Source organism: Streptomyces sp. RB17, from assembly GCF_009604455.1.
In the GTDB taxonomy this organism is placed as follows: Bacteria; Actinomycetota; Actinomycetes; order Streptomycetales; family Streptomycetaceae; genus Streptomyces.
On sequence record NZ_WEGL01000001.1, the window covers coordinates 913,618 to 939,543 of the forward strand.

General features: G+C 72.4%; 26 protein-coding genes, 1 other RNA gene and 1 pseudogene. 15 read left to right on the forward strand and 13 right to left on the reverse strand.

Annotated features, from left to right (window positions below; translation table 11 throughout):
- Positions 1-27: 27 nt before the first annotated feature.
- Complete coding sequence (gene yaaA / locus SRB17_RS04215) at positions 28-810, reverse strand: peroxide stress protein YaaA (RefSeq protein ID WP_153535745.1); 783 nt, start codon at positions 808-810, stop codon at positions 28-30.
- Between the two features lie 333 nt (positions 811-1,143).
- Between yaaA and SRB17_RS04220 the strand changes: the two genes are divergently transcribed.
- From SRB17_RS04220 to rnpB, 4 genes and pseudogenes are all read left to right on the forward strand, one after another.
- The gene (locus SRB17_RS04220; protein WP_153534651.1) at positions 1,144-2,577 is read left to right on the forward strand and encodes an RNB domain-containing ribonuclease; all 1,434 of its coding nucleotides are present in this window, start codon (positions 1,144-1,146) and stop codon (positions 2,575-2,577) included.
- A 238-nt stretch (positions 2,578-2,815) separates the two neighbouring features.
- Positions 2,816-3,637 carry an AraC family transcriptional regulator gene (locus SRB17_RS04225; protein ID WP_153534653.1) on the forward strand — a complete coding sequence of 274 codons (822 nt, stop codon included), beginning with the start codon at positions 2,816-2,818 and terminating at the stop codon, positions 3,635-3,637.
- 55 nt (positions 3,638-3,692) lie between these two features.
- Positions 3,693-4,439, forward strand: a pseudogene (locus SRB17_RS48410) (DMT family transporter); the annotation flags it as partial.
- A 118-nt stretch (positions 4,440-4,557) separates the two neighbouring features.
- Positions 4,558-4,959: RNase P RNA component class A (gene rnpB, locus SRB17_RS04240), an RNA gene on the forward strand.
- A gap of 34 nt (positions 4,960-4,993) precedes the next feature.
- Here rnpB and SRB17_RS04245 read toward each other — a convergent pair.
- Positions 4,994-5,338, reverse strand: a complete 345-nt coding sequence (locus tag SRB17_RS04245; protein ID WP_153534657.1) for a MazG-like family protein — start codon at positions 5,336-5,338, stop codon at positions 4,994-4,996.
- A gap of 58 nt (positions 5,339-5,396) precedes the next feature.
- Entirely contained in the window at positions 5,397-5,942 is a 546-nt protein-coding gene (locus SRB17_RS04250; protein WP_323374951.1) for a DoxX family membrane protein, read from the reverse strand.
- Between the two features lie 127 nt (positions 5,943-6,069).
- Here SRB17_RS04250 and SRB17_RS04255 point away from each other — a divergent pair, with 127 nt between their 5' ends.
- The 3 genes from SRB17_RS04255 to SRB17_RS04265 all read left to right on the forward strand — a co-directional run bounded on the left by SRB17_RS04255 (position 6,070) and on the right by SRB17_RS04265 (position 8,862).
- Entirely contained in the window at positions 6,070-6,396 is a 327-nt protein-coding gene (locus tag SRB17_RS04255; protein ID WP_153534659.1) for a nuclear transport factor 2 family protein, read from the forward strand.
- An 80-nt stretch (positions 6,397-6,476) separates the two neighbouring features.
- Complete coding sequence (locus SRB17_RS04260; RefSeq protein ID WP_153534661.1) at positions 6,477-7,460, forward strand: aldo/keto reductase; 984 nt, start codon at positions 6,477-6,479, stop codon at positions 7,458-7,460.
- A gap of 163 nt (positions 7,461-7,623) precedes the next feature.
- Positions 7,624-8,862: a D-alanyl-D-alanine carboxypeptidase family protein gene (locus SRB17_RS04265; protein ID WP_323374952.1), complete on the forward strand. Its 1,239-nt coding sequence runs from the start codon at positions 7,624-7,626 to the stop codon at positions 8,860-8,862.
- A gap of 230 nt (positions 8,863-9,092) precedes the next feature.
- On the opposite strand, the gene SRB17_RS04270 is transcribed toward SRB17_RS04265, so the two are convergent.
- Together SRB17_RS04270 and SRB17_RS04275 are read right to left on the reverse strand one after the other, a co-directional pair.
- Entirely contained in the window at positions 9,093-9,851 is a 759-nt protein-coding gene (locus SRB17_RS04270) for an SDR family oxidoreductase (protein ID WP_153534663.1), read from the reverse strand.
- A gap of 73 nt (positions 9,852-9,924) precedes the next feature.
- Positions 9,925-10,950 carry a Gfo/Idh/MocA family protein gene (locus SRB17_RS04275; protein ID WP_153535751.1) on the reverse strand — a complete coding sequence of 342 codons (1,026 nt, stop codon included), beginning with the start codon at positions 10,948-10,950 and terminating at the stop codon, positions 9,925-9,927.
- Between the two features lie 84 nt (positions 10,951-11,034).
- On the opposite strand from SRB17_RS04275, the gene SRB17_RS04280 reads away from it, so the two are divergent.
- The 5 genes from SRB17_RS04280 (at position 11,035) to SRB17_RS04300 (ending at position 16,011) form a co-directional block, all read left to right on the forward strand.
- Positions 11,035-12,336 (forward strand): multidrug effflux MFS transporter, encoded by a 1,302-nt coding sequence (locus SRB17_RS04280; protein WP_153534665.1) that lies wholly within the window; start codon positions 11,035-11,037, stop codon positions 12,334-12,336.
- The gene (locus SRB17_RS04285; protein ID WP_323374953.1) at positions 12,276-13,457 is read left to right on the forward strand and encodes a serine hydrolase domain-containing protein; all 1,182 of its coding nucleotides are present in this window, start codon (positions 12,276-12,278) and stop codon (positions 13,455-13,457) included. The genes SRB17_RS04280 and SRB17_RS04285 overlap by 61 nt, the downstream gene beginning before the upstream one ends.
- 109 nt (positions 13,458-13,566) lie before the next feature.
- A complete protein-coding gene (locus SRB17_RS04290; protein ID WP_323374954.1) occupies positions 13,567-14,556 on the forward strand; it encodes a small ribosomal subunit Rsm22 family protein in 990 nt (329 codons plus the stop codon).
- Between the two features lie 26 nt (positions 14,557-14,582).
- Positions 14,583-15,227, forward strand: coding sequence for a TetR/AcrR family transcriptional regulator (locus SRB17_RS04295; protein ID WP_153534669.1), 645 nt, complete (start codon positions 14,583-14,585; stop codon positions 15,225-15,227).
- Positions 15,228-15,276: 49 nt separating this feature from the next.
- The gene (locus SRB17_RS04300; RefSeq protein ID WP_153534671.1) at positions 15,277-16,011 is read left to right on the forward strand and encodes a bifunctional DNA primase/polymerase; all 735 of its coding nucleotides are present in this window, start codon (positions 15,277-15,279) and stop codon (positions 16,009-16,011) included.
- 26 nt (positions 16,012-16,037) lie between these two features.
- Here SRB17_RS04300 and SRB17_RS04305 read toward each other — a convergent pair whose 3' ends face one another.
- The 4 genes from SRB17_RS04305 to efeO are packed head-to-tail and all read right to left on the reverse strand — an operon-like array spanning position 16,038 to position 20,267.
- Positions 16,038-17,030 (reverse strand): hypothetical protein, encoded by a 993-nt coding sequence (locus tag SRB17_RS04305; protein ID WP_153534673.1) that lies wholly within the window; start codon positions 17,028-17,030, stop codon positions 16,038-16,040.
- Positions 16,990-17,862 (reverse strand): iron uptake transporter permease EfeU, encoded by an 873-nt coding sequence (gene efeU / locus SRB17_RS04310; protein ID WP_323374955.1) that lies wholly within the window; start codon positions 17,860-17,862, stop codon positions 16,990-16,992. Before efeU ends, SRB17_RS04305 begins: the two co-directional genes overlap by 41 nt.
- Positions 17,863-17,865: 3 nt before the next feature.
- Complete coding sequence (efeB, locus tag SRB17_RS04315; protein ID WP_153534675.1) at positions 17,866-19,128, reverse strand: iron uptake transporter deferrochelatase/peroxidase subunit; 1,263 nt, start codon at positions 19,126-19,128, stop codon at positions 17,866-17,868.
- 2 nt (positions 19,129-19,130) lie between these two features.
- On the reverse strand, positions 19,131-20,267 hold the full coding sequence (efeO, locus tag SRB17_RS04320; protein WP_153534677.1) for an iron uptake system protein EfeO: 1,137 nt from the start codon (positions 20,265-20,267) through the stop codon (positions 19,131-19,133).
- Positions 20,268-20,441: 174 nt separating this feature from the next.
- On the opposite strand from efeO, the gene SRB17_RS04325 reads away from it, so the two are divergent.
- Together SRB17_RS04325 and SRB17_RS04330 are read left to right on the forward strand one after the other, a co-directional pair.
- Entirely contained in the window at positions 20,442-21,323 is an 882-nt protein-coding gene (locus SRB17_RS04325; protein ID WP_323374956.1) for a hypothetical protein, read from the forward strand.
- A complete protein-coding gene (locus SRB17_RS04330) occupies positions 21,316-21,960 on the forward strand; it encodes a PhzF family phenazine biosynthesis protein (protein ID WP_323374957.1) in 645 nt (214 codons plus the stop codon). The genes SRB17_RS04325 and SRB17_RS04330 overlap by 8 nt, the downstream gene beginning before the upstream one ends.
- Positions 21,961-21,972: 12 nt before the next feature.
- On the opposite strand, the gene SRB17_RS04335 is transcribed toward SRB17_RS04330, so the two are convergent.
- Both SRB17_RS04335 and map read right to left on the reverse strand, forming a co-directional pair.
- On the reverse strand, positions 21,973-22,620 hold the full coding sequence (locus SRB17_RS04335) for a heme oxygenase (biliverdin-producing) (RefSeq protein ID WP_153534679.1): 648 nt from the start codon (positions 22,618-22,620) through the stop codon (positions 21,973-21,975).
- A gap of 108 nt (positions 22,621-22,728) precedes the next feature.
- A complete protein-coding gene (gene map / locus SRB17_RS04340) occupies positions 22,729-23,586 on the reverse strand; it encodes a type I methionyl aminopeptidase (RefSeq protein WP_153534681.1) in 858 nt (285 codons plus the stop codon).
- 58 nt (positions 23,587-23,644) lie between these two features.
- On the opposite strand from map, the gene SRB17_RS04345 reads away from it, so the two are divergent.
- Positions 23,645-23,878, forward strand: coding sequence for a hypothetical protein (locus SRB17_RS04345; RefSeq protein WP_153534683.1), 234 nt, complete (start codon positions 23,645-23,647; stop codon positions 23,876-23,878).
- Here SRB17_RS04345 and SRB17_RS04350 read toward each other — a convergent pair whose 3' ends face one another.
- Both SRB17_RS04350 and SRB17_RS04355 read right to left on the reverse strand, forming a co-directional pair.
- Positions 23,879-25,165: an MFS transporter gene (locus tag SRB17_RS04350; protein WP_153534685.1), complete on the reverse strand. Its 1,287-nt coding sequence runs from the start codon at positions 25,163-25,165 to the stop codon at positions 23,879-23,881. It lies immediately after the preceding gene.
- 48 nt (positions 25,166-25,213) lie between these two features.
- Complete coding sequence (locus SRB17_RS04355) at positions 25,214-25,816, reverse strand: hypothetical protein (RefSeq protein WP_153534687.1); 603 nt, start codon at positions 25,814-25,816, stop codon at positions 25,214-25,216.
- Positions 25,817-25,926 lie beyond the last annotated feature (110 nt).

The window sequence follows — 25,926 nt, forward strand, 5'->3', positions numbered from 1 at the left end:
CGCATGCTGCAATGAAGCGAGGTTCTCTTAATGGATCTCCTCCACCAGCACGTCCAGCGACCACGCCCGGCCCGCCCTGCCGGGCGCCTCCGCCTCCACGACGTACCCCAGCTCCCGCAGCACCTCCACCAGCTCGGCGGGGTCCTTCGGCGCGGCACCGGCTGTCAGCAGGCTTCGTACCATCCGGCCCTTGGTCGCCTTGTTGAAGTGGCTGACCACCTTCCGGGTCGGCGCGTGCAGCACCCGTACGGTCGCCGTGCGCCCCGCGAGCTCGCCCTTGGGCTTCCAGGCGGCCGCGTAGGCGGAGGACCGCAGGTCCAGCACCAGCCCGTCCCCGGCCGCCTCCGGCAGCACTTCGGCCATCGGCGCCCGCCAGTGCCCGGCCAGCGCGCCGAGCCCCGGCAGCTTCACGCCCATCGAGCAGCGGTAGGAGGGGATCGGGTCCGTCACCCGCACCGCGCCCCACAGCCCCGAGAAGACGAGCAGCGACCGGGCCGCACGCCCCTTCGCCGCCGCGTCCAGGGTGGCCAGGCCGAGAGCGTCGTAGAGGACACCGGTGTAGATCTCCCCGGCGGGGCGGGCGCCGGCCGTCGGCAGGCCGGCGTTCTTCGCGACCTCGCCGCGCAGCCCCTCGCTCAGCCCGAGCACCTCGCGCGCCTTCTCCTCGTCGCCGGTGCACAGCTCGACCAGCTCGGTGAGCACGGCCTCCCGTGCGGCGGTCAGCCCCGGCAGGGACAGCGACCGAAGCTCCAGCGGGGCGCCCTCGCCCGAGTTCGCCTTGCCTTCCGAGGGCGGCAGCAGGACCAGCAACACGTACTCCTCACGTAGACCTCCGCGACAGCGTACGGCGTGCCGCCCTCGCGCCCCCGACCGCACGGCCTGCCCGGCGGATCCTGCCGGAGACGCGGGGTCTGCCACGCCCATCTGCGGCGTTGTCGTCGGTTGTCGACTCCCCCACGCTCGGCTTCTCCCCCCTCTCGGCTTCGCTCGAGCGGGAGGGGCCCCCACCGCGGGGGGACCCCCATCGCGTCGCCGCCCTCCTCCGCCTTGCATCTGGACGCACCAGACCCCGCTCACCTCTTCGGATCAGATTCCGTCGGCTTCCTCCGACCTGATCCGCCGGACAGGCCCTACGCTCGCTGTATGCCCCGCCGCAAGATCCGCGTGACCGGCGCCCCCGAGGCCCCGCTGCGGGCTGCCCTCGCCGCGCTGCGCGTCGAGCTCGGCCTCCCGGACGCCTTCCCGCCGGAGGCCCAGGCGGAGGCCGAGCGCGCGGCGAAAGCGCCCGCCCTGCCGTCGTACGACGCCACGGACATCCCCTTCTTCACCCTCGACCCCCCGGCCGCCACCGACCTCGACCAGGCGACCCACCTGTCCCGGCAGGGCACCGGCTACCGGGTCCGGTACGCCATCGCCGACGTCGCCGCCTTCGTCGTACCCGGTGGAGCGCTGGACGCCGAGGCGCACCGCCGGGTGAACACCCTGTACTTCCCCGACGGGAAGGTCCCGCTGCACCCCACCGTGCTCAGCGAGGGCGCGGCCAGCCTGCTGCCGGACCAGGTCCGCGCGGCCGTGCTGTGGACGATCGACCTGGACGCGGAGGGCCGTACCGTAGCCGTCGACGTGCGCCGTGCCCTGGTCCGCAGCCGGGCCAAGCTCGACTACGCGGGCGTGCAGAAGCGGATCGACGCCGGGACCGCCGAGGAGCCTCTCGCGCTGCTCAAGGAGATCGGCGAGGCCCGGGAGCGGCAGGAGGCCGAGCGCGGCGGCATCTCCCTGAACGTGCCCGAGCAGGAGATCACCGAGCGGGACCACACCTACGTCCTCGGCTACCGGGCCCCGCTGCCCGCCGACGGCTGGAACGCCCAGCTCTCCCTCCTCACGGGCATGGCCGCCGCCGACCTGATGCTCGCGTACGGCACCGGTGTCCTGCGCACGCTCCCGGCGGCCCCGGACGGCGCCGTGGCCCGCCTCCGCCACACCGCGACCGCGCTGCACATCGACTGGCCGCACCATGTGTCGTACGCCGCCCTGATCCGCACCCTCGACCCGCACGACACCCACCACGCGGCCTTCCTCCAGGAGTGCACCACCCTGCTGCGCGGCGCCGGTTACACCGTCTTCCGCGACGGCGTCCTCCCCGCGATCACGACCCACTCCGCCGTCGCCGCCCCCTACACCCACTGCACCGCCCCGCTGCGCCGCCTCGCCGACCGCTACGCCTCGGAGATCTGCCTCGCCGCCGTGGCCGGTCAGTCCCCGCCCGACTGGGTGCTCGACGCGCTCGACGCGCTGCCCCGGCGGATGGCCGACGGCTCCCGGATCGCCGGCACGGTCGAGCGCGAGTGCGTGGACATCGTGGAGGCGGCCCTGCTCAAGGACCGGGTCGGGGACGTCTTCGACGGCTGTGTGGTGGACGTCGACGAGCACCGGCCGACCGTCGGCACCGTCCAGGTCGACTCCCCGGCGGTCATCGGCCGCATCGAGGGCGACCGGCTGCCGCTCGGCGAACGCCTGCGGGTCCGGCTCAGCCGGGCCGACCCGGGGACGGCGAAGATCCTCTTCACTGTGGCGTGAGGGCCCGCACGAGACTGCCGGGCTCGCCGGCACCCACAGCGACTCCGGTGTCGCTCCCGGCACCCTCATCTCCCTCGCCCGCCCCTGGAGCCACCCGGCCCCGGCCGTCCTGAATGCCGCCGGGGCGCTGTCGGCCGGTCCTCCCGCGGACGCCGACCTGGACGCGGCATGAAGCGGGCCCTGAAGGCGTTGCACTCTTGGCAGAACTGGCGGGAACTGGCGGGAAGGGGTGACGGGGATGGCGGAGCAGGCGCTGTGGACGCGCGCCCGGCTGGGCGACGGCGGCCCGCCGCTGGACCTCCTGACGGCCAACTTCCGCCGGCACACCTACGCCCCGCACGCCCACGACGAGTACACGATCGGCGTCTGCGTCGGCGGCTCCGAGGTCATCGACTACCGGGGCGGCCACATCCGTACCGGCCCCGGCACGATCGTCGTCCTCGATCCCGGCGAGATGCACACCGGCGGCCCCGGCAACGCCACCGACGGCTACGCCTACCGTGCCCTGTACGCCGAGCCGTCCCTGCTGGCCGACGGCACCCTCGGCGGCCTTCCGCACTTCCGCGAGCCCCTCCTCGACGACCCCGAACTGGCCATGGCCCTCCGCCTCGCGCACACCGAACTCAGCAGCTGCCCCGACCCCCTGGAGGCCGAATCCCGCCTCCCCTGGCTGCTGATGGCCCTGGCCCGCCGCCACTCCACCGCCAGGTCCGCGTCGGACGAGATCCCCGGCGCGGGCGCGATCGCCCTGACGGTCCGAAACCGCCTCGCCGACGAACTCACCGCACCGCCCCCGCTGGCCGGCCTGGCCGCCGAACTGGGCCTGTCCCGCTACCAGCTGCTGAGGGCCTTCCGTACGACGATGGGCATACCGCCGTACGCCTGGCTCGCCCAGTACCGGGTGAACAGGGCGCGGGCCTTGCTGGAGGCGGGCCTGCGCCCCGCGGAGGTGGCCGGCCTGGTGGGCTTCGCCGACCAGGCGCACCTGACCCGCTGGTTCCGCCGGGTGCTCGGGGTGACGCCGGCGGCGTACCGCAACAGCGTTCAAGACGCCCGGTGAGACGGCGGCCGAAACTCGCCGTATGACTGCACGCGGCTGGTTCCTGTTCTCCCTGATGGGAGTCGTCTGGGGCATCCCCTATCTGCTGATCAAGGTGGCGGTGGCCGAGGTGTCCCCGCCGGCGCTGGTGTTCACGCGCTGTGCGCTCGGCGCGGCCCTCCTGCTGCCGTTCGCCGTACGCCAGGGCGGCCTTCTGGCGACCGTACGCACCCACTGGCGCCCCATGCTGGCCTTCGCGTGCCTGGAGATCATGATCCCCTGGTTCACCCTCACCGACGCCGAACGGCACCTGTCCAGTTCGACGTCGGGGCTGCTGATCGCGGGCGTACCGATCGTGGGCCTGATCGGCGCCCGCTTTCTGGGCGACACGGAACACCTGGGCGCCCGCCGCCTGACCGGCCTCACCCTGGGCCTGGCCGGCGTGACGGTCCTGACCCTGCCCCACCTGACCGGGGGCGACGCCCGCTCCCTGGCGGAGGTGCTGGTGACGGTCGTGGGCTACGCGACGGCTCCACTGATAGCCGCGCGCCGCATGAAGGACGTCCCCTCACTCCATCTGACCTCGGCCTGCCTGACCCTGGCGGCGCTGGTCTACGCCCCGATGGCGATCGCGACGCGCCCCTCCTCCCTCCCGTCCTCCTCCACCCTGGCGGCCCTGGCCGGCCTGGGCGTGCTCTGCACGGCGGTGGCCTTCGTGGCGTTCCTGGAGCTGATCAAGGAGGCGGGCCCGACACGGGCGACGGTGATCACGTACGTCAACCCGGCGGTGGCGGTCGCGGCGGGCGCGCTCTTCCTGAACGAGCGCCTGACCACGACGGTCCTGGCGGCCTTCGCCCTGATCCTGACGGGCTCGGTCCTGGCGACGGCGGCCGCCGGTCCACGCCGCTCCCGGCGCCCGGTACCATGGTCGACACGGCAGACGAGCCGGGCGGACGGCCGCGTGGAGTCCCCCTAGGGGCTTCCCGAGGAACGTCCGGGCTCCACAGGGCAGGGTGGTGGCTAACGGCCACCCGGGGTGACCCGCGGGACAGTGCCACAGAAAGCAGACCGCCCGGGGCTTCGGCCCCTGGTAAGGGTGAAACGGTGGTGTAAGAGACCACCAGTGCCCAGGGTGACCTGGGCAGCTAGGTAAACCCCACCCGGAGCAAGGTCAAAAGGAAACACTCCGGTGTTTCTGCGCGGACGTTCGAGGGCTGCCCGCCCGAGTCCGCGGGTAGACCGCACGAGACCGGTGGCAACACCGGCCCTAGATGGATGGCCGTCGCCCCGGCGCCCGCGAGGGCTCCGGGGAACAGAACCCGGCGTACAGCCCGACTCGTCTGCCGGCCAGGTTCTCTTTGGGGGCGCGTGGGGAAATCACGCCGGGTTGCCGGGCCGAAGGGGACGGGCGCTCACCCTTGCCAGATGCCCCTCGAACACCTCCCGCGCCTCCGGCGTCAGCGTCCGCAAGGCCACCAGTGCCGTGATCACCACGTCGCACAGTTCCGCCTGGACGTCCTCCCACGTGTGGGTGACGCCCTTGCGGGGGTTCTGGCCGGTGGCCCCGATCACCGCCTCCGCGACTTCGCCGACCTCTTCCGACAGCTTGAGGACGCGCAGGAGGACGCCTTCCTGGCCTGCGTGCTTGCGGGTGGCCTCCAGGCGGGACCAGAGGGCGTCGATGGTCGGCCAGAGGGCGGCGGCGGAATCATGATCGGTCATGCCGGGCAGCTTCCCATGCCCCCGTTCCCATGCCCTCGGCACTGCGCCGTACCGGCTGCTACTCCTCGAACAGCACCTCCTGCTCCCCCTCCTTCTTCGCCCGTACCCGCTGGTTCCGCGCGCCGATCACCACCGCCGTGGCCGCCGCCGTGACTCCCAGGGCGACCGGCACCATCCAGCCCCGGTCGAAGACGTGGCCGAGGGCGTGGTCGAGGGAGAGGCGGCCGGGGCCCGTCACCGCGAGGCCGGCTGCCGCCAGGCCCAGGCTCGCCGCGTACTCGTAGCCGCCCTCCTGGGCGAAGAAGCCGTTGGGCATGTGGACGGTCGCCGCCCCGGCCATCGCTCCGGCCGCAGCCGCGCCCGCCGCCGGGGTCGCGAGGCCCAGGGCGAGGAGGGTGCCGCCGCCGGCTTCCGCGAGGCCCGCCGCCGTGGCGCTCGCCTTGCCGGGCGCGTAGCCGACGGACTCCATGAACTGGCCGGTGCCCTCCAGGCCGTGCCCGCCGAACCAGCCGAACAGCTTCTGCGCGCCGTGCGCGGCCAGCACCCCGCCGGTCCCCAGCCGGAGCAGCAGCAGGCCCAGATCACGTCGGTCGAAACAGGTCACGGTCACTCCCCATCAGCAGGTAAGCAGCTCCCCCTCGCGTATCCACCGTCGCAGGTCCGGCACTCGTCGGCCCGCTGTGGACGGCGTTCGGGTGGCGGAGCCGGAGTGGCGGTGTGAATCTGGCGCCATGACGATTCAGCCAGCCAAACTCAGCGATCCGGCCGTCCGGGCCTTCGTCAACGCGGTCAACTCCCATGACCGGGAGGGCTTCATGGCGCTGCTCGCCCCCGGCGCCACCATGTCCGACGACGGCTCCGACCGTGACCTCGCCGAGTGGATCGACCGGGAGATCTTCACCTCCCACGGCCATATGGAGGTCGACAACGAGTCCTCCGGCGGCCGGGCCCTGGTCGCCCGCTACCGCAACGACACCTGGGGCGAGATGCGCACCAAGTGGACGTTCACCGTGGAGGACGACGGGCGGATCTCCCGGTTCGAGACCGGGCAGGCGTGAACACCGGTCAGCCGGCCGGCCGTACATTGCTTCCGGGGGTCTTGCCTTAGCGTGCGCTCCAACTCCTACCGTCCTTGGGCATGGAGACGACAAGGACCCTGGGACGCAGCAGTATCGGCATCAGCCCGCTCGGCTTCGGCTGCTGGGCCATCGGTGGGGAGTGGCAGTCCGCCGACGGGCAGCCGCTCGGGTGGGGGAAGGTGGACGACGAGGAGTCCGTGCGGGCGGTACGCCGTGCGCTCGATCTCGGCGTCACCTTCTTCGACACCGCCGACGTCTACGGCACCGGGCACAGTGAGGAAGTCCTCGGCCGTGCCCTCGGCAAGCGGCGCGACGACGTCGTGCTCGCCACCAAGTGGGGCAACGTCTTCGACCCGGACACCCGCACCCTCACCGGCAGCGACGACACCCCGGAGTACGCCCGCCGCGCACTCACCGCCTCCCTGCGCCGCCTCGGCACCGACCACATCGATCTGTACCAGTTCCATCTGTCCGACGCCGATCCGGTACGGGCTGCCGAACTCCGGGATCTGTGCGAGGAGTTGGTCGGGGAGGGACTCGTCCGCGCCTACGCGTGGAGCACCGACGACCCCGACCGTGCCGCCGTCTTCGCCGAGGGGCCGCACTGCACGGCCGTACAGCACGCCCTCAACGTCCTCCAGGACGCGCCCCAACTCCTCGAACTGTGCGAGCGGATGGGGCTTGCGAGCATCAACCGCAGCCCGTTGGCCATGGGGTTGCTCGCCGGGAGGAGGGGCGGGCCGCTGGAGGCCGGGGACATCCGGAGCCGGCCGCCGGCCTGGATGCAGGGGTACGACGGTGGCGGGTCCGGTGCCGACGAAGACTGGCTGACCCGCATCGACGCCCTGCGGGACATCCTCACCAGCGGCGATCGCACCCTCGCCCAGGGCGCCCTGGCGTGGATCTGGGCCCGCAGTCCGCGTACCGTGCCCATCCCCGGCTTCCGGTCGGTCGCGCAGGCCGAGGCGAACGCGGGGGCGATCGAGAAGGGGCCGCTCACCGCCGGGCAACTGGCCGAGATCGACCGGATCCTGGGCAGGTGAGCGGCCCCGCCTCAGCCGGTCTCAGCGGCGGGCGATGGAGGAGTCGTGGGTGACGACGAAGGTGGCCGGGTAGCTCATCGGATTTTCATAACGTGGCAAATTCCACGGCGGTGACGGACCCGCGGTGCGGAAACCGCTGCTGGGCGCGGTGTACCGTCCCCGAGTGCGCGAATGTTCCCGGCTCAGCCGACGTGCCGTCCTCGGACTGACGGCCGCCGCCCTTCCCCTGTCCGCGACCACTCCGGCGTCCGCCGCGACCGTGATCGGCGGCGAGCAACTGGCCCGTACCGGCGTCCAGGTGCGCGGTGCCTCCGGACTGCCCGGGAAGCTCACCGCCCGCTCCTGGCTGATCGCCGACTGCGAGAGCGGCGAGGTGCTCGCCTCGTTCAACGCGCACCGGCGGCTCCCGCCCGCGTCCACGCTGAAGATGCTGTTCGCGGACACCTTGCTGAAGAAGTTCGACCGCACCGAGCGGTACACCGTCAAGGACTCCGATGTCGCCGACGTGCCGCTCGGCTCCAGCCTGGTCGGCATCAAGCCCGGCCTCACCTACACCGTCGAGCAGTTGTGGCAGGGCGTGTTCCTGCGCTCCGGAAACGACGCCGTGCACGTGCTCGCGCACATGAACGGCGGCATCGCCGGGACCGTCGCCGAGATGCAGGCCAAGGCCGAGGACCTGCAGGCCCTGGACACCCATGTGGTCAGCCCCGACGGCTTCGACCATCCGGGCCAGATCTCCTCGGCGTACGACCTCACGCTGTTCGCCCGCCACGGCCTGAAGGACGCCGACTTCCGCGGCTACTGCGGCACGCGCACCGCGAACTTCCCGGCGGGCGGCAAGAAGACCTTCCAGATCCAGAACACCGACCGCCTGTTGACCGGGGCGTGGGGCCTGAGGACGTACGACGGCCTGATCGGCGTGAAGAACGGCTACACCAGCCACGCCGGCAACACCTTCACCGGCGCGGCCACCCGGGGCGGACGCACCCTGCTGGTCACCGTGATGCACCCGGCCACCGGGAGCAACGCCGTCTACGAGCAGACCGCCGCGCTGCTCGACTGGGGTTTCGGGCACGGGCGTTCGGCGCAGGCCGTAGGCACGCTGGTCGATCCGCTCAGCGAGGGAGGGGCGAAGGCGAGTCCGGCGCCCGCGAAGACGGCGGCGCAGGCGGCGGCCGGCGCGGCGGACTCGGGCTCCGGCGGCCCGTCCACCGGCCGGCTGGTGGAGGGCGCGGGAGGTACGACGCTGCTGCTGGCGGCGGCGGGGGCGCTGGTGGTCAGGCGGCGGCGCAGGGCGGCCGCGGCGGCAGCGATGGCCGAGACGGCAGCGATGGCCGACGCGGCCGAAGAGGCCGAGACGTCCGAGGGGTCAGCGGAGCCCGGCGGGCGGCACCGGCGCTGAACAGTGCGACGGCCGTTCCACCGACCGGCGTGCACCTCGCGTCCCGTGGCGAGGTCCACCCCCAACTCCGGCCCGGTGGAACGGCCGTCGCCTCCCCCTCGGTGTTGGCCGCGGAATCCACTAGCTCCAACTGTGAAGCTCTCGTGAAGGAGAGTTGAGCATATAGGCTGGATGCGCCGCAATACCGCGGATGTTCGAATTCCGCTTGGGGTCGGGTCCAGCCCGGTCCCTCAGCCCCGCCCGATGTACGGCATCGCCGTCGCCAGCACCGTCGCGAACTGCACGTTCGCCTCCAGCGGCAGCTCGGCCATGTGCCGCACGGTCCGCGCCACGTCGGCCACGTCCATCACCGGCTCCGGGACCACCTCACCGTTCGCCTGCAGCGCGCCGGTCTCCATCCGGGCCGTCATGTCGGTCGCCGCGTTGCCGATGTCGATCTGCCCGACGGCGATGCGGTACGGCCGCCCGTCCAGGGACAGCGACTTGGTGAGGCCGGTCAGGGCGTGCTTGGTCGCGGTGTAGGCGACCGAGAGCGGGCGGGGCGTGTGGGCCGAGATGGAGCCGTTGTTGATGATCCGGCCGCCCTGCGGATCCTGCTCCTTCATCCGCCGGTACGCTGCCCGGGCGCACAGGAACGCCCCGTTGAGGTTGGTGTCCACCACGTGCCGCCAGGCGTCGTACGACAGTTCCTCGACCGGGACCCCGCCGGGCCCGAAGGTCCCCGCGTTGTTGAACAGCAGGTCCACCCGGCCGAACCGGTCCACGGTCGCCGCGAACAGCGCGTCCACGTCCTCGGGCCGCGACACGTCGGTGCGTACGGCGAGGGAGGTGCCCTCCGGCACCAGAGCCGCGGTCTTTGCGAGCGTCTCGGTGCGCCGGCCGGCCATCGCCACCGACCAGCCGGCCCGCAGCAGTTCCACGGCGACGGCCCGCCCGATGCCGGAACCGGCGCCGGTCACCACCGCGATCTTCGATTGCCTGTCAGTCATGGCACCGCAGCGTAGGCGGCAAGTCCGCCATGCGGAATGCCATGTCCGCCATACGGTTGTCCGAGAGTGGTGGCTACCCCGCGACGGCGGCCGCGCCCACGCCCGCCTCTCCCGGATACCGCACCCCGATCCGCTCCCGAACCGCGTCCAGCGTGCGCATCACCGCCAGCGAACCCTCCAGCGGCACCAGCGGCGACTCCTTCTCGCCCGCCCGCAGGGCCCGCATCACCTCGATCGCCTCGTGGCGCAGGGTGGTGCGCGGACCGTCGGCCGGGTCGGCGGCGAACTCCTCGGGTTCACTCCCGTCGCGGCGCAGCACGAACCGCTCCGGGTGGAAGAAGCCGGACGGCACGTCGATCCGGCCGCGCGACCCGGTCACCGAGGCCGTGCCGCCCGTACCGCCGACGATCGAGCAGTGCAGCGCGGCCATCCCCCCGCTCTCCCAGGACAGCACCGCGCCCGTCTGCAGGTCGACGCCCTCCGGCGACAGCAGCGCGCTCGCCGTGACCGCGTCCGGCTCACCCAGCAGCAGCTGCGCGAACGACACCGGGTACACACCGAGGTCCAGCAGCGCCCCGCCGCCGAGGGCCGGATCCCGCAGCCGGTGCGCCGGCGGGAAGGGACCGGCGAGGCCGAAGTCGGCCTGCACGGTGCGGACCTCGCCGATCGCCCCGTCGTCCACCAGCGCCTTCAACCGCCGGACCAGCGGGTTGCAGTACATCCACATGGCCTCCATCAGGAAGCGGTCGTGCTCGCGGGCCAGCGCGACGAGTTCCTCCGTCTCGCGCAGGTTCAGCGTGAACGGCTTCTCGCACAGCACGTTCCGCCCCGCCTCCAGGCACAGCCCGGCCGCCGCGCGGTGCGCCGCGTGCGGAGTGGCGACGTACACGACATCGATGTCCGGATCCGCCGCCAGCGACTCCCAGTCGCCGTACGCCCGCGCCGCCCCGAACCGCTCCCCGAACGCCTCCGCCGACTCCCGGCGCCGCGAGGCCACCGCCACGATCTCCGCGTCCGGCAGATCCACCAGGTCCGCCGCGAACGCCGCCGCGATCCCGCCCGTCGCGAGAATCCCCCAGCGCACCTTCTGCTCCACCATCGCCCCGCCCTCGGTCATGTGTGCCCCGGCAGTGTGTACGAGCTGAGAGCATAGGTGCCGGTTGGTTGAAACAGGGAGGGACACATGACCGAGCATGCGGCGGCACCGACACCGGACACCCAGCACTCGACCCCGTCCCCGCTGTCCGCCGCCACCCACCGCACCGGCCTGCTCGTCACCCTCCTCCTCGGCGGCCTCACCGCGACCACACCGCTCGCGATGGACATGTACCTCCCGTCCCTGCCCGAGGTCACCCGCTCCCTGCACGCCCCAGCCGTCACCGTCCAGCTCACCCTCACCGCCTGCATGGCCGGGCTGGCCCTCGGGCAGCTGGTCATCGGCCCGATGAGCGACCGCTGGGGCCGCCGCCGCCCGCTGCTGGCCGGCCTCGCCGGCTACCTCCTCGCGACCGCCCTGTGCGCCCTCGCCCCGAACGCCGAGACGCTGATCGCCGTGCGCCTGCTGCAGGGCCTCGCCGGCTCCGCCGGGGTCGTCATCGCCCGGGCCGTCGTACGCGACCTCTACGACGGCGTGGCCATGGCCCGCTTCTTCTCCACCCTGATGCTGATATCGGGAGCCGCCCCGATCGTGGCGCCGCTGATCGGCGGCCAGATCCTGCGGGTGACGGACTGGCGGGGCGTCTTCGTGGTCCTCACGGCGGTCGGCGTCCTGCTCACCGCGCTGGTCTGGCTGCGGCTGCCCGAGACCCTGCCTGCCGCGCACAGACACAGCGGGGGAGTGGGACACGCCCTGCGCTCCATGCGCACCCTGCTCGCCGATCTCCCCTTCACCGGCTACATGCTGGCCGGCGGCTTCGCCTTCGCCGCGCTGTTCGCCTATGTGAGCGCCTCCCCCTTCGTCATCCAGGAGATCTACGGCGCTTCCCCGCAGACCTTCAGCCTGCTGTTCGGCCTCAACTCGGTCGGCCTGGTGGTCGCCGGGCAGGTCAACGGCAAGCTGCTGGTCGGGCGGGTCGCCCTGGAGAAGGTGCTGGCCTGCGGCCTCGCGGTGATCGTGCTCGCCGCGAGCGCCCTGCTGCTGATGGCCACCGGCGTCCTCGGCCAGGTCGGTCTGCCGCCGATCGCCGCCGCGCTCTTCGTCCTCATGTCCGCCATGGGCATCACCCTCCCCAACGCCCAGTCCCTCGCCCTGCTGCGCACCCGGCACGCCGCCGGCTCCGCCTCCGCGCTGCTCGGCACCTCCTCCTTCCTCGTCGGAGCGGTCGCCTCACCGCTCGTCGGCGTCGCCGGAGAGCACACCGCCGTACCCATGGCGGTGGTCCAACTGGCGGGAGCACTGGTCGCGGCGGCCTGCTTCATGGGAATGTGCCGTCCCTGGAACACACGTGGGAACACACGTGCGGGGTCGGAGGGAGACGAGAACTGAGCGCACCGAGACTGCGCGCCGACACACCGGAACGCGCCGGGCTCGACCCGGTGGAACTCGGGCACCTGGTCGGCGAGGTGCACGCCCTCACCGCCGGAGACCGCCCCTGGGCGGCCGGCGCCGTCGTGCTGGCCGCACGCGGACCCGTGATCGCCGTGGCCGAGGCCACGGGCTGGGCCGTCCGCTACTCCGCCTACGACCCCGAGACCGACACCGGTGTCGAACTGCCGCCCGCCGCCCGGGTCCCGGCCACCGTCGACACGCCCTTCGACCTCGCGTCCCTCACCAAGCTGTTCACCTCCGTCGCCGCCGTGCAGCAGATCGAGCGCGGCACGCTCGGCATGGACGCCCGGGTCGGCGACTACCTGCCCGACTTCCACGCCGCCGCCGCACACGGCATCACCGTGCGGCAGCTGCTCACCCACACCTCCGGGCTGCGCCCCGAGCTGCCGCTGTACGACTGCCCGGACGACGCGAGCCGACTGGCCCTGCTGCGCGCCGAGCCCCCCACGGGTGAGCCGGGCCGCCATCTGTACTCGGACCTGAACATGCTCCTGCTCCAGTCCGTGCTGGAGCGCATCACCGGCCGTGCCCTCGACGTCCTCGTCCAGGACGGCATCACCCGCCCGCTCGGCATGACGGCGACCTGCTTCGGGCCCTGCCCCGGGGCGGCCGCCACCGAGGACCAGCGGCGCCCCTGGGCCAAGGCGGACCGGGGGATGCTGCGGGGCGTGGTCCACGACGAGAACGCCTTCGCGCTCGGCGGGGTCGCCGGGCACGCGGGCCTGTTCTCCACCGCCCGCGACCTGGCCGTCTTCTGCCGCACCCTGCTCGCCGGCGGCTCCTACGGCCCCGCCCGCATCCTCGGCCCCGACTTCGTCGAGCTCCTGCTCACCCCGCCGGGGCTGGGCTTCGCCGTCGACCAGCCCGGGTTCATGGGCGAACTCGCGGGCAACGGGGCGGCGGGCCACACGGGCTTCACCGGTACGTCCCTGGTCGTGGACCCGAGGACGGACACGTTCCTGGTACTGCTGGCCAACACGGTCCACCCGCGGCGCAGACCGTCGAACAGCGCCCCGAGGGCGAGACTGGCGACGCATCTGGCGAGGGCGGTGATCTGACCCCCACCTGCCGGCCGACCGAGCCGGACCGGCGGACGGGTGGGGAACCGGGGATCTGGGGGCGGAGCCCCCAGCCCGGCACGACCCCGCCCAGCCATACAATCGCCAGGTGAACGACACCCTCCGTAGCACCCTCGCGGAGCTTCTCGCCGGGCTCCCGCCCACCCAAGCCGCAGGCGCCGTCGACCGGCTCATCGCCAACTACCGGGGCGACACCCCCACCCACACCCCGATCCTCCGCGACCGTGCCGACGTGGCCGCCTATGCCGCCTACCGCATGCCGGCCACCTTCGAAGCGGTCCACTCGGCGCTGGAGGCGTTCGCACAGGCCGTCCCCGACTGGACGCCCCGCAGCCACGTCGACCTCGGCGGCGGCACCGGCGCCGCCACCTGGGCCGTCACCGCGACCTGGCCCGGCGAGCGCAGCGTCACCGTGCTGGACTGGGCCGAGCCCGCCCTCGCCCTCGGCCGGGAGATCGCCGCCGCCAACCCGGACCTGCGCGGCGCCCGCTGGCAGCGCGCCCGGATCGGTGCCGACCTCACCCTGGACGACACCGACCTCGTCACGGTGTCGTACGTCCTCAACGAGCTCTCCGAGCCCGACCGCGCCGCCCTCGTCGACGCCGCCGCGGCCGCCGCCCGGGCCGTGGTGATCGTGGAGGCCGGCACCCCGGCCGGCTACGCCCGCGTCATCGAGGCCCGCGACCACCTGATCCGCGCCGGACTGCACATCGTCGCCCCCTGCCCGCACAGCGCCGCGTGCCCCATCGAGCCCGGCACGGACTGGTGCCACTTCTCCGCCCGGGTGGCCCGCTCCTCCCTGCACCGCCAGGTCAAGGGCGGCAGCCTGCCGTACGAGGACGAGAAATTCTCGTACGTCGCCGCGACCCGCCTGCCCGCCGCGCCGGCCCCCTCCCGGGTGATCCGGCGCCCGCAGATCCGCAAGGGCCAGGTGCTCCTGGACCTGTGCGAGGCCGACGAGCAGCTGAGCCGCACGACGGTCACCAAGCGGCACGGCCCCCTCTACAAGGCGGCCCGGGACGCCGAGTGGGGAGACCCATGGCCGCCGCAGGACTCCTCGGAGGAGCCACCCGCGTAGCCGCCGTGGCTTGTTAGCGTCGTCTCATGGTCAAGAAGCCGTCTCCCGACGCCGCCCGCCGCAGCGAGAAGTCCCGCAGAGCGATCTACGCCGCCGCCCTCGCGCTGGTCGGCGAGGTCGGCTACCCGAAGACCACCGTCGAGGGGATCGCCGCGCGGGCCGGCGTCGGCAAGCAGACGATCTACCGCTGGTGGTCCTCCAAGGCGGACGTGCTGCTGGAGGCGTTCCTCGACCTCTCCGCGCAGGCGGCACGGGAAGCGGGCCAGGAGCCGTACGTCATCCCGGACACCGGTGACCTGGCCGCCGACCTCAAGGCGGTGCTGCGGATCACCGTGGACCAGCTCCTCGACCCACGTTTCGAGGTGCCCTCCCGGGCGCTGGCCGCCGAGGGCGTGGTCAACGAGCCGCTCGGCCGCGAGTTCGTCGCCAAGCTCCTCGAACCCCAGCTCCAGCTGTACGTCGACCGGCTGCGCGCCGCACAGGACGCCGGGGACGTACGGGCCGGCGTCGATCCCCGTATCGCCCTGGAGCTGTTCGTCTCGCCGCTCGCGCAGCGCTGGCTGCAACGGACGGGACCGATCTCGTACGACTACACGGACACCCTGGTCGAGTACGCACTGCACGGAATCGCACCCCCAGCCACCCCGAAGCGCACGAAGACGGGACGATAAGGCACACTGTCCGCACACCAGCGAGGCGACCACCAGACTGAGGGGATAGATGAGCGCGACGTTCGGCGGCCGGTCCGGCCGGCAGGGCAAACTCTCCCAGTGGCTGCTCGGACGCCGCCCGAAGGAGGCCGCCGACGACGGGGGCCGGGAGACCCTGCTGCTCGCCGCCGCCGCCGCGGGCCTGCCGCTCGCCCCCGCCGCGCACCCCGCCCCCGGCTACCGCTGTTCCTGCGACCGCGTCGGCTGTCCCACCCCGGCCCGGCACCCGGTGTCGTTCGCCTGGCAGACGCAGTCCACCACCGACCGCGCGCAGATCGAACGCTGGGCCCGGCACCAGCCGCAGGCCAACTTCATCACCGCGACCGGCATGGTCCACGACGTGCTCGACGTCCCCCTGGAAGCCGGGCGGGAGGCCCTGGAGCGGCTGCTCTCCTCCGGTGTCGAGGTGGGGCCCGTCGCCGAGAGCGACGACGGCCGCATGCTGTTCTTCACCCTCACCCGCGGCACCCCCGAGGACGAGGACGAGTGGTGGCCGTGCGAGCTGGACTGCCACCCCGAGACCATGGACGAGCATCCGGGGCTGCGCTGGCATTGCCGGGGGTCGTACGTGCTGGTGCCGCCGGCCCGGCTGCCCGGTGACGAGCAGCGGGTGCGGTGGGTGCGGGGGCCGGAGCACGCGTTGCCGGATCCCCTGAGTCTGCTGGAGGTGCTCACGGACGCGTGTGCGCGACACGCCGGCGCCGGCACCGACCAACATGGGGCAGCCTGGCCGTTGCGGCACTGAGCGCGCCAGGGGATGCCGGGCGCGGATCACTCCCCTTGTGCAGAAGTCAGCCCCGGCACTCTTCCCAGCACTGACACCTTGCCGCTTCCCGCCGGGTCGAGGGCGACTTCCGCCGACATGAACTCCAGCGTCAGGGACTGTCTCACCTCGCCCTCGGTCAGGGCCTGGACGTCCTTGCTCTGGGTGGGCACCGTCGTGCCGGTGGCGGCGGTCTGCTTCTCGTAGTGGTGGGTGGTGAAGAACACGAGCGCCCCGCCGTCCGCCGTGCGCAGCGCCAGCGGTGCGTAGCCGCCGTTCGCCAGCGACCCGTCGATGAACTGGGTGACCAGGCCCGGCTTACGGGCCCGCTTGGCCCGGTCGGCGCGTTCGACGCTGGTGTACCTGCCGTCGGCGAAGGTCTGACCGCCCTTCTTCAGGTACGTCGTGTACTCCCGGCCCAGCTTCCCCGGGGCGACGGCGAGCTGCCGGGAGCCGGCCGGTACCGCCTCGGCCCAGCCGTCCTTGTCGGTCTTGAACTCCGGTACGGCGCCGGGCGCCACGAGGGTGACGTACGCCACCCGCCAGCGCTCGCCGAGGTCGCCCCGGGTGAACACCATCAGCCAGCGGACCGTGCCGGTCTTGTTGCCCTGCGCGTCGGCGACGAACCAGCGCGGCCAGCCCGCCTTCTCAGGGATCGTGATCTTCACGTCCGTCAGCTTCAGCGGCACGTGGTTCGGGTTGCCCGAGGGGCTGTTGGCGTGCCCGGCCTTCAGCCGCGCGGCCGTGATGTCGCCGAACGGGCCGGTGAGGTAGGGCGCGTCCAGGGAGTTGTCGTAGGCCTTGTCGGCCTTGTTGTACGCGGTCGTGAACGCGGTGAGCGCCTTGGCGGCCTCGGCGCGGGTGGCGGCGGGGAGCACCTCGCGCTCCCCGTGCACCACCACGCATCCGCTCGCCGTCAGCGACAAAGCGGTCAGCGAGGCCGCTATGAGTGCGTTCCGGTCACGCCTGCGGAGCCTGCGCGGGCTGCGTTCCCTGCTCATCGGGTCCCTTCACCTTCCCCTTCCCGGAGGCGAACCCTACCGGGGCGAGGAAGATCGCGAGCGTCGGGACCAGGTACAGCAGCCACACCGTGATCTGGAGGACGGTCGGGTCGGGCTGGAAGTTGAACACGCCCTTCAGCAGCGTGCCGTACCAGCTGTCCGGCGGGATGGTGTCGCTGATGTCGAAGGCAAGGTGCGTCAGGCCCGGGAGCCAGTCGGCCTCCTGCAGGTCGTGGAAGCCGTAGGCGAGGACGCCGGCCGCGACCACCACCAGCATGCCGCCGGTCCAGGTGAAGAACTTCGCCAGGTTGATCCTCAGGGCGCCCCGGTAGAACAGCCAGCCGAGCAGGACGGCCGTGGCGAGGCCCAGCGCCACGCCGATCAGCGGGCGCGGGGTGCCGTCGGACGCCGCGTGCACCGACGCCCACACGAACAACGCGGTCTCCAGGCCCTCCCGGCCGACGGCGAGGAAGGCGGTGGCGACCAGCGCGCCCGTGCCCATGGCGAGGGCAGCGTCCAGCCTGCCGTGCAGCTCCGACCTCAGGTGCCGGGCGGTGCGCCGCATCCAGAACACCATCCAGGTCACGAGGCCCACGGCGACGATCGACAGGGAGCCGCCGAGCGCCTCCTGCGCCTCGAACGTCAGCTCCTGGGAGCCGAATTCGAGGGCGCAGCCGAAGCCCATCGCGAGGGCGATCGCGATGCCGATGCCGATCCAGATCGGCTTCAGGGCGTCCCGGCGGCCGGTCTTGACGAGGTAGGCGATCAGGATGCAGACGACGAGCGACGCCTCGAGACCCTCGCGCAGGCCGATCAGGTAGTTGGAGAACACGGGCTAGGCCTCCTTGGAGAACAGCGGGCGGCCCCACCAGTCGTCCGCGTCCCGGACGCCGGGCGGTATCGCGAAGAGCGCCGAACCCACGTGCTGGATGTATTCGTTGAGGGCGTCGTGCGCGGACAGCCTGCGCTGCAGCGGGATGAACCCCTCGCGCACGTCGCGCTGGTAGGCCAGGAAGAACAGGCCGGCGTCGAGGCGGCCGAGGCCGTCGGTGCCGTCGGTGAAGGAGTAGCCCCGGCGAAGGATGGTGATCCCGTTGTTCGCGTCCGGGTGCGCGAGGCGCACATGCGCGTCCGGTTTCATCGCCTTCAGGAACGGCGCGTCGTGCTCCTCGGCCTTGCCGACCGGGGCGCCCTCGCGCTTGTCCCGCCCGAACACGTCCTCCTGCTCCTGCAGCGAGGTCCGGTCCCAGGTCTCGATGTTCATGCGGATGCGCCGGGCGACGAGGTACGACCCACCGGCCATCCAGGCGTCCTTGTCGCCGGCGTCCCCGTCGCCGACCCAGACGAACTTCTTCAACCGGTCGGTCTCGGTGCCCGCGATGTTGCGGGTGCCGTCCTTGAACCCGAAGAGGTTGCGCGGGGTCTGCGCGTCCGGGGTGGTCGAGGAGGTCTTGCCGAAGCCCAGCTGGGACCAGCGCACGGCGACCTTGCCGAAGCCGATGCGGGCGAGGTTGCGGATGGCGTGCACGGCGGCCTGCGGGTCGTCGGCGCAGGCCTGGATGCACAGGTCGCCGCCGGTGCGGGCCTTCTCCAGGTTGTCACCCGGGAACGTGGGCAGGTCGACCAGGGCCTCGGGCCGCCGGTCCCGCAGCCCGAACCTGTCGAACAGCGACGGCCCGAAGCCGATGGTCAGGGTCAGCCGCGACGGCTTGAGGCCCATCGCCTCGCCGGTGTCGTCCGGCGGGGCCTCCGCGAGCCCGTCGAAGGCGCCCTCGCCGACGGGTTTTCCGGCGGTCATCCGCCGGGCCGCCGCCGTCCAGTCCTTCAGCATCCGGACGAACTCTTCGCGGTCGTCGGTCTTCACGTCGAACGCGGCGAAATGCAGCCGGTCCTGCACCGGGGTGGCGATACCGGCCTGGTGGGCGCCGTGGAACTGCACCGCGGCGCCGGTCTCGGCCGCCACCGGGTCCGCGTCGTCGCCCGCCCCGGTCATCGCCACGGCCCCACCGGCTACGGCGGCGCCGAGCGCGAGCCCGGCACCGCCCCAGCCGATCAGCGCACGGCGCGACGGACCGCTGTCGTTGGTGTGGCCGGTCATGGCTACTTCACCACCGCGGCGGCGAGCTTGGACAGCGGCTCGGCGAGCGCGTTCACCGCGTCCGACAGCTCCTTGCGCCGGTCCTCGGTGACCTTGTCGTAGGAGACGAAGCCGTAGGAGTCCTTGCCGGAGCGGTAGGTGTCCAGCAGCGCGTTCAGCGCGGCGAACTGCTTGTCCAGTTCCTCGGTCAGCGCCGGGTCGTTCTCGGCGGCGACCGGCTTCAGCAGCTCGTACGCCTTCTGGGCGCCCTCGACGTTGCCCTTGAAGTCGACCAGGTCGGTGTGCGCGTAGCGGTCCTCCTCGCCGGTGACCTTGCCGGTGGCGACCTCGTCCAGCAGTTCCTTGGCGCCGTTGGCCATGGAGGTCGGGGTGATCTCGGCCTTGCCGACCCGCTTCTGCCAGTCCTTCAGGTCGGTCACCAGCCGGCCGGCGAGCGCCTTCTCCTCGGCGCCGGTCTTCTTGTCCTGCCAGAGGGCCTTCTCCAGCCGGTGCCAGCCGGTCCACTTCTGGCCGTCCTCCAGGCCGTCCTCGCGGACGTCGACCTTCGGATCGATGTCACCGAAGGACTCGGCGACCGGCTCGGTGCGCTCCCAGCCCAGGCGGGAGAGGCCGTAGGCCTTCTTCGCGGCGTCCAGGTCGCCGTCCTTGACCGCCTGGGCGAAACTCTCGACCCGCGGCAGCGTCTCGTCGGCCTGGTCCTGGGCGTACTGGCGGTACTCGGCGACGGCCTTGTCCAGCCTCGGGTCCCGCTCGGCGCTGCTGCCGCCACCGGTGACGGTGAGCCTCTGCCGGACGCCGTGCCCCTTCATGCCCGGGCGGCAGGCGATCTCGTACGAGCCTGCCTTCACCTCGGCGGTCAGCGTGTACTTGGTCCCCGGTCCGATGTTCTCCTTCTCGGAGACGATCCGGTCGTCCGGGAACAGGATCTCGACCTCGGTGGCCTTGGCACCCTTGTTCTCTATCTTCAGCGTGACCTGGCCGGCCGGTACCGACTTGGCCGAGGTGTCGCACGTGGAGTCGGCCGCGGTGACCTGGATCGCGCCGCCGCCCTTGGCATCGCTCTTCGCGGTGCAGGCCGTGAGGGCGGTCAGAGCGGCCACGGTGGTGGCGGCGGTGACGGTCAGTCGGACGGCTCGCATGCGGGCTCCTGGTAGGTCTGGTTTGGTGAGGCTGCCCTAACTTACCTGAGCCTTACCTTCCTCCTACCCTTCGGGGTCGTGATTCAGGTCTCAACAGCGACCGGCACATCCGCGTGACCGTCATCCACCTCGGGCGCGTGCGCTGACCGAGCCGGCGGTGAGAGGCTGACCGGCGTGGGAAACGCGCGCAGGGAGTTGCTGGGGGCCGGGGCCCTGGTGCTCGACGTGCGGGGATGTCCGGGGCCGCCGCCGCTCCGCTTCGAAGTGGCCGACGGCGGCCGGATGCTGCTGCGGCAGAGTGAGCGCGCTGTCCTGCTGGGCCGGGTCGAGGAGTGGAACCAGGGCGTGTACGTCAGCCGGTACGACGGCTACCGCCCGCCGCTCCCGCCGATCGGTTCGGCGCTGATGCGCAACCCCGCCAACTGGGTCCACACGTACGCCGGATGGCTGGCGGAAGCCCGCGAAGGGCCGTTGCACGACTCCCGCTGGCTCCTCGGAGCGCGCTCCGCCTTCCCGCCGTACGTCTGGCACGGCGAGGACTTCGTGCGTGCGTGGCCCCACTGCCACCTCGACTGGTCCGCTGCCGGCTGGCACGGCGTCGTACCCCTGCGTCCGCTCTCGCCGGAGGACGCGCCTCGGGTGAAGGCCTACCGCAAGCACGCCCGTGACGGCACCCTGGCGCCGGTTCTGCTGTGGTGGGTCACCGCCCTCGACGGCTGGCTGCTCCTCGACGGGCACGACCGGGCCGTGGCGGCGCTCGCGGAGGGGCTGACCCCGCCGTGTGTGGTGCTCACCCGGGTGCCGGAAGAGGAGGACTGGCGTCACACCGCCGACGAGGTGACCGACTCGCACGAGGCACGGCTGGAACGACTCGCTGCCCGCCCCGCCGCCCCCGGCATCGAGCGGCAGCGGGAGACCATGCTGCGGGCCTACGCCGACACCCTGTCCTCGCTGCCCTACGAGCCGGCGCGCACCCGCTCCTGGCCCCTCCCCGGCGGCGCCCCCGCCTGGGACGCGCTCGCGGCCGCCGCGATGTTTCAATTCCCCCGTGACTGACTACGACGTACTCCGCGTCTTCTGCGGACCCGACGGCGGCTACGGCAACGAACTCGGTGTCGTCCGCGACGGCTCGGTACTGCCCGAGCGGAGCGACCGGCAGGAGCTGGCGGCCAAACTCGGCTTCAGCGAGACCGTGTTCGTGGACGACCCCGAGCGCGGCGTGATCGACATCTACACCCCCACCCTGCGCCTGCCCTTCGCCGGTCACCCCTGCGTCGGCACCGCCTGGCTGCTCGACGTGCCCGAACTGGTCACGCCCGCCGGGGTCGTCGGCGCCCGCTTGGACGGCGAGTTCAGCTGGATCGAGGCGCGCGCGGAGTGGGCGCCGCCGCGCACCCTGCGCCAGTACGCGAGCGCCGCCGAGGTCGACGCGCTCGATGTGCCGCCGCCCGGCGAGTGGATCTACGCCTGGGCCTGGGAGGACGAGGCGGCCGGCCGGATCCGCGCCCGCGCCTTCCCCGGCCGGAACGACGGCATCGACGAGGACGAGGCCACCGGCGCCGCCGCCCTCCTCCTCACCGACCGACTGGGCCGCGCCCTCAACATCACCCAGGGCGGCGGCTCCCAGATCCTGACGGCACCCCAGCCGGAGGGCTGGGTGGAGGTCGGGGGGCGGGTGTTCCTGGAGCGCTGACCGCTCCGAACGCTAGGCGCTCAGCGGGAACTCGTCCCCGAGCGCCCGGAACACGGCGGTGTTCAGCGCGAAGGCCCGCTTGCACTCGGCCACGATCCGCTGCTTCTCCAGCTCGTCCACCCGCATGTCGTCCAGCAGCGCGCGGTAACTCCGCTTGAACGAAGCCGGGTTGGAGACGCCCTCGAAGACGTAGAAGCGGACGCCGTCGCCCTTCCTCGTGAATCCCCAGGTCTTCTCCGCCCGGTCGCGGATGACCTGGCCGCCGGACAGGTCGCCCAGGTAGCGGGTGTAGTGGTGGGCGACATAGCCGCCGGGCCAGTGCTCGGTGCACTCGCGGACCCGGTCCGCGTACTCTCGCGTGGCGGGCAGCGCGCTCAGCCCAGCCCGCCACCCCGGCCCCCGCAGATGCGCCAGATCCCGCTCCAGCGCGGCCAGCCGGAACAGTTCGGGCCGGACGAACGGTCCCGCGACCGGATCAGCCGCCAGTCGTCCGGCGCCGCTCTCCAGCGCCTCGTACACGAACCACAACTGCTCGGTGTAGCGCGCGTAGGCGGCCACGCCCAGCCGGCCGCCGAGCAGGTCGCTCATGAACGCCGATGTCTCCGCCTCCCTGTGTGCCTCATGGGACGCGGTACGGATGAGGGTCGAGAAGGAGTCCATGTGGCCGTCCCCTGCATCTTGCCGACATCGTGTCGGTAAAAGTCTACAAGAGAAAGCCCGCCCTCGCAGAGGGCGGGCCGTGCGGTCGTGGCCGGAGCGAGCGCGGCGTTACGGCAGGGTCAGGATGTCCGCGCCGGTCTCCGTCACCACCAGCGTGTGCTCGAACTGGGCGGTCCGCTTGCGGTCCCTCGTCACGACCGTCCAGCCGTCCTCCCACATGTCGTACTCGTGGGTGCCCAGCGTCAGCATCGGCTCGATCGTGAACGTCATGCCCGGCTGCATGACCGTCGTCGCGTGCGGGCTGTCGTAGTGCGGGATGATCAGCCCCGAGTGGAAGGAGGAGCTGATGCCGTGGCCGGTGAAGTCACGGACGACTCCGTAGCCGAACCGCTTGGCGTACGACTCGATGACACGGCCGATGACATTGATCTGCCGGCCCGGCCTGACCGCCTTGATCGCCCGGTTCAGCGCCTCCCGGGTCCGCTCCACCAGCAGCCGGGACTCCTCGTCCACGTCCCCGACCAGATAGGTGGCGTTGTTGTCGCCGTGCACCCCGCCGATGTACGCCGTCACGTCCAGGTTGACGATGTCGCCGTCCCTGAGGACCGTCGAGTCCGGGATGCCGTGGCAGATGACCTCGTTGACGGAGGTGCACAGGGACTTGGGGAAGCCGCGGTAGCCGAGCGTGGAGGGGTAGGCCCCGTGGTCGCACATGTACTCGTGCGCGACCTTGTCCAGCCGGTCCGTGGTGACCCCCGGCGCGATGATCCTCGCGGCCTCCTCCATCGCCTGCGCGGCGATACGGCCGGCGGTCCGCATCGCCTCGATGGTCTCGGGGCTCTGCACCTCCGGACCGGTGTACGGCGCCGGCGCGGGCTTGCCGACGTACTCCGGGCGGCGGATGTTTCCGGGGACGGAACGGGTGGGGGACAGCTCCCCCGGTACGAGCAGCGACTGGCCAGACATGACAGCGAGTCTATCCAGCCGACATGGGGCACCATGTCGTTGGCGAGAGGAGCTGTTCATGCCCCTGTTCAAGAAGCGCACCGTCGGTAAGCCCGGCGAGTGGTACTACTGCCTGGAGCACAAGAAGGTCGAGGAGGGCCCGGACTGCCCGGGCAAGGACCGGTTCGGGCCGTACGCCTCCCCGCAGGAGGCCCAGCACGCCATGGAGACCGCCGCCGAGCGCAACCTGCAGTGGGAGAACGACCCGCGCTGGCACGACGCGCCGGCCGGCGGAAGCGGCGACGAGGAGTGATCACACCTCCGTGGATACGGCGGCGGCGCGCTGCTCGCGCATCCGGACCGCGTGCTCGTTGGTGCGGACGTCGTACTTCATGAGTCCCGGCAGGCACAGGGCGAGCAGCCCCATGGCGCCCGCGCACGCCAGCCCGCCGGAGACGACGGAGGTCCGTACGCCCGCCCAGGCGGCCATGCCTCCCGCCCGGACCTGGCCGAGCTGGGGGCCGACCGAGTAGGACAGCAGCTCGATCCCGGCGAGCCGGCCGCGCAGCTCGTCCGGGATGGTCTGGTTCCACATCGCGGCCCGGAAGATCCCGCTGACCATGTCGAAGCCGCCGCCGACGGTCAGGAAGACCAGGACCAGCCACACGTTCCCGCACAGGCCTGCCGCCGCGACCGCCAGGCCCCAGCCGGCCGCCGACAGCACCACCATCAGCCCGTGCCGGTGGATCCGCGACGCCCAGCCGCTGGTCAGGCTCACCAGCATCGCCCCGGCCGGGACGCTCGCGTACATCAGCCCGAGCGCCCAGTCGGCGTGCAGCTCGTCGGCGAGGAACGGCAGCACCGCGAGCGGCATGGCCAGGAACATCGCCGCGAGGTCGACGACGTAGGTGCCGAGGAGTTCCTTGCGGCTCCACGCGTACCGGGCGCCTTCCAGGATGGCGCTCAGGGAGGGCTTCGCCGCCTCGTGGGAGGCGGGGGAGGGGGCGATCCGGACGATGTACGCCAGCGAGACGACGAAGGTCAGCAGGTCCGCGGCGTACGCCCAGCCGAGGCCCGCGTAGGCGACGACGACGCCGGCGAGCGCCGGTCCCGCGACTCCGCCGACGGTCCAGCGCAGGGAGTTCAGCGAGGCCGCGGCGGGCATGTCGGCGTGGGCGACGATCCGGGGCCACAGGGAGTCGAGCGCCGGGCGCTGGACGGAGACCAGGGCGGAGGAGAGGGCGGCGACGGCGTACAGCGGCCAGACGGCCGGGTGCGGGAGCAGGGCGTTGAGCAGCAGGGCCGCGCTCAGCACGCCCTGCCCGGCCTCCGTCCACACGATGAGCTTCCGCTTGTCGAGCGCGTCGGCGAGGGCACCGCCGTACAGGCCGCACACGATGAGCGGCAGCAGCTCTACGGCGCCGATCGCTCCGACCGCTGCCGCGGACCCGGTGAGGTCCTTCAGCTGGACCGGCAGCGCGACGAAGGTGAGGAAGCTGCCGAAGTTGCTGATCAGCCCCGACTTCCAGAGCCGGCGGAAGTCCGCGGAGGCCTTCCAGGGGGAGAGATCGGGGAGGAGAGCGGGGGTCACTTCAGGCATGTTCGGCTGCCCGAGATCACCGGGCAACTGCTTTTCCCGGGCGCCACGTCACCAAGGGGTCGGCGGCGGTGCCGTCAAAGCCTCCGCGAGCCGAGAGAGACGGTCCCGGAACCCCCGTCGAACCCTCGGAGAGACACCGCCACCGTTCTCACCCGCCGCCGCGCTGACCAGGTGCTGGACGGTGTCCAGGTCCAGCTCCGCCCCCTGGGGTACGGCCAGCGTGTCGTGGGCCAGCGCCGCGAGGTCGCCGTCAGCCGGGCCGAGGGCCAGGACCGTCACCCCGGCCCGCCGGGCCGAGTGGACACGCTCGAGCAGCGGCGCGGGCTCCGAGGGGGCCACGACCAGCAGGGTCTCACCCCGCCGCGCCGCCTCGATCCGGCCCGGTCCCACGGCCAGGTGAGCCGGGTCGGAGGGGCGCGCGTCATGCCGTACCAGGGTCGGGGCCAGCTCGGGCGTCCCGGACCACGCGGCCTCGTCCACCAGATGCGCCGCCAGATGCCACGGCTCGTACTCCGGCGTGCCCACCAGCAACAACCCGCCCCCGTGCGCCACCACCGACCCGCGCAGCGCCCCCGCGAATCTCCGGGTGGCCCCCAGCCACTCGGTCCCGGCGAGCACTTCCCGCAGCAACGCGACCCGTACGGCGTCCATGCGCCCGCATCCTGCCGCAACCGGTCACTCGTGACGCGGAGTTCACCCGGAATTCGCCCGCCCCGGGGACATGCACCGGTCACCGTGCGAACAGATCTCCGTGCGAACAG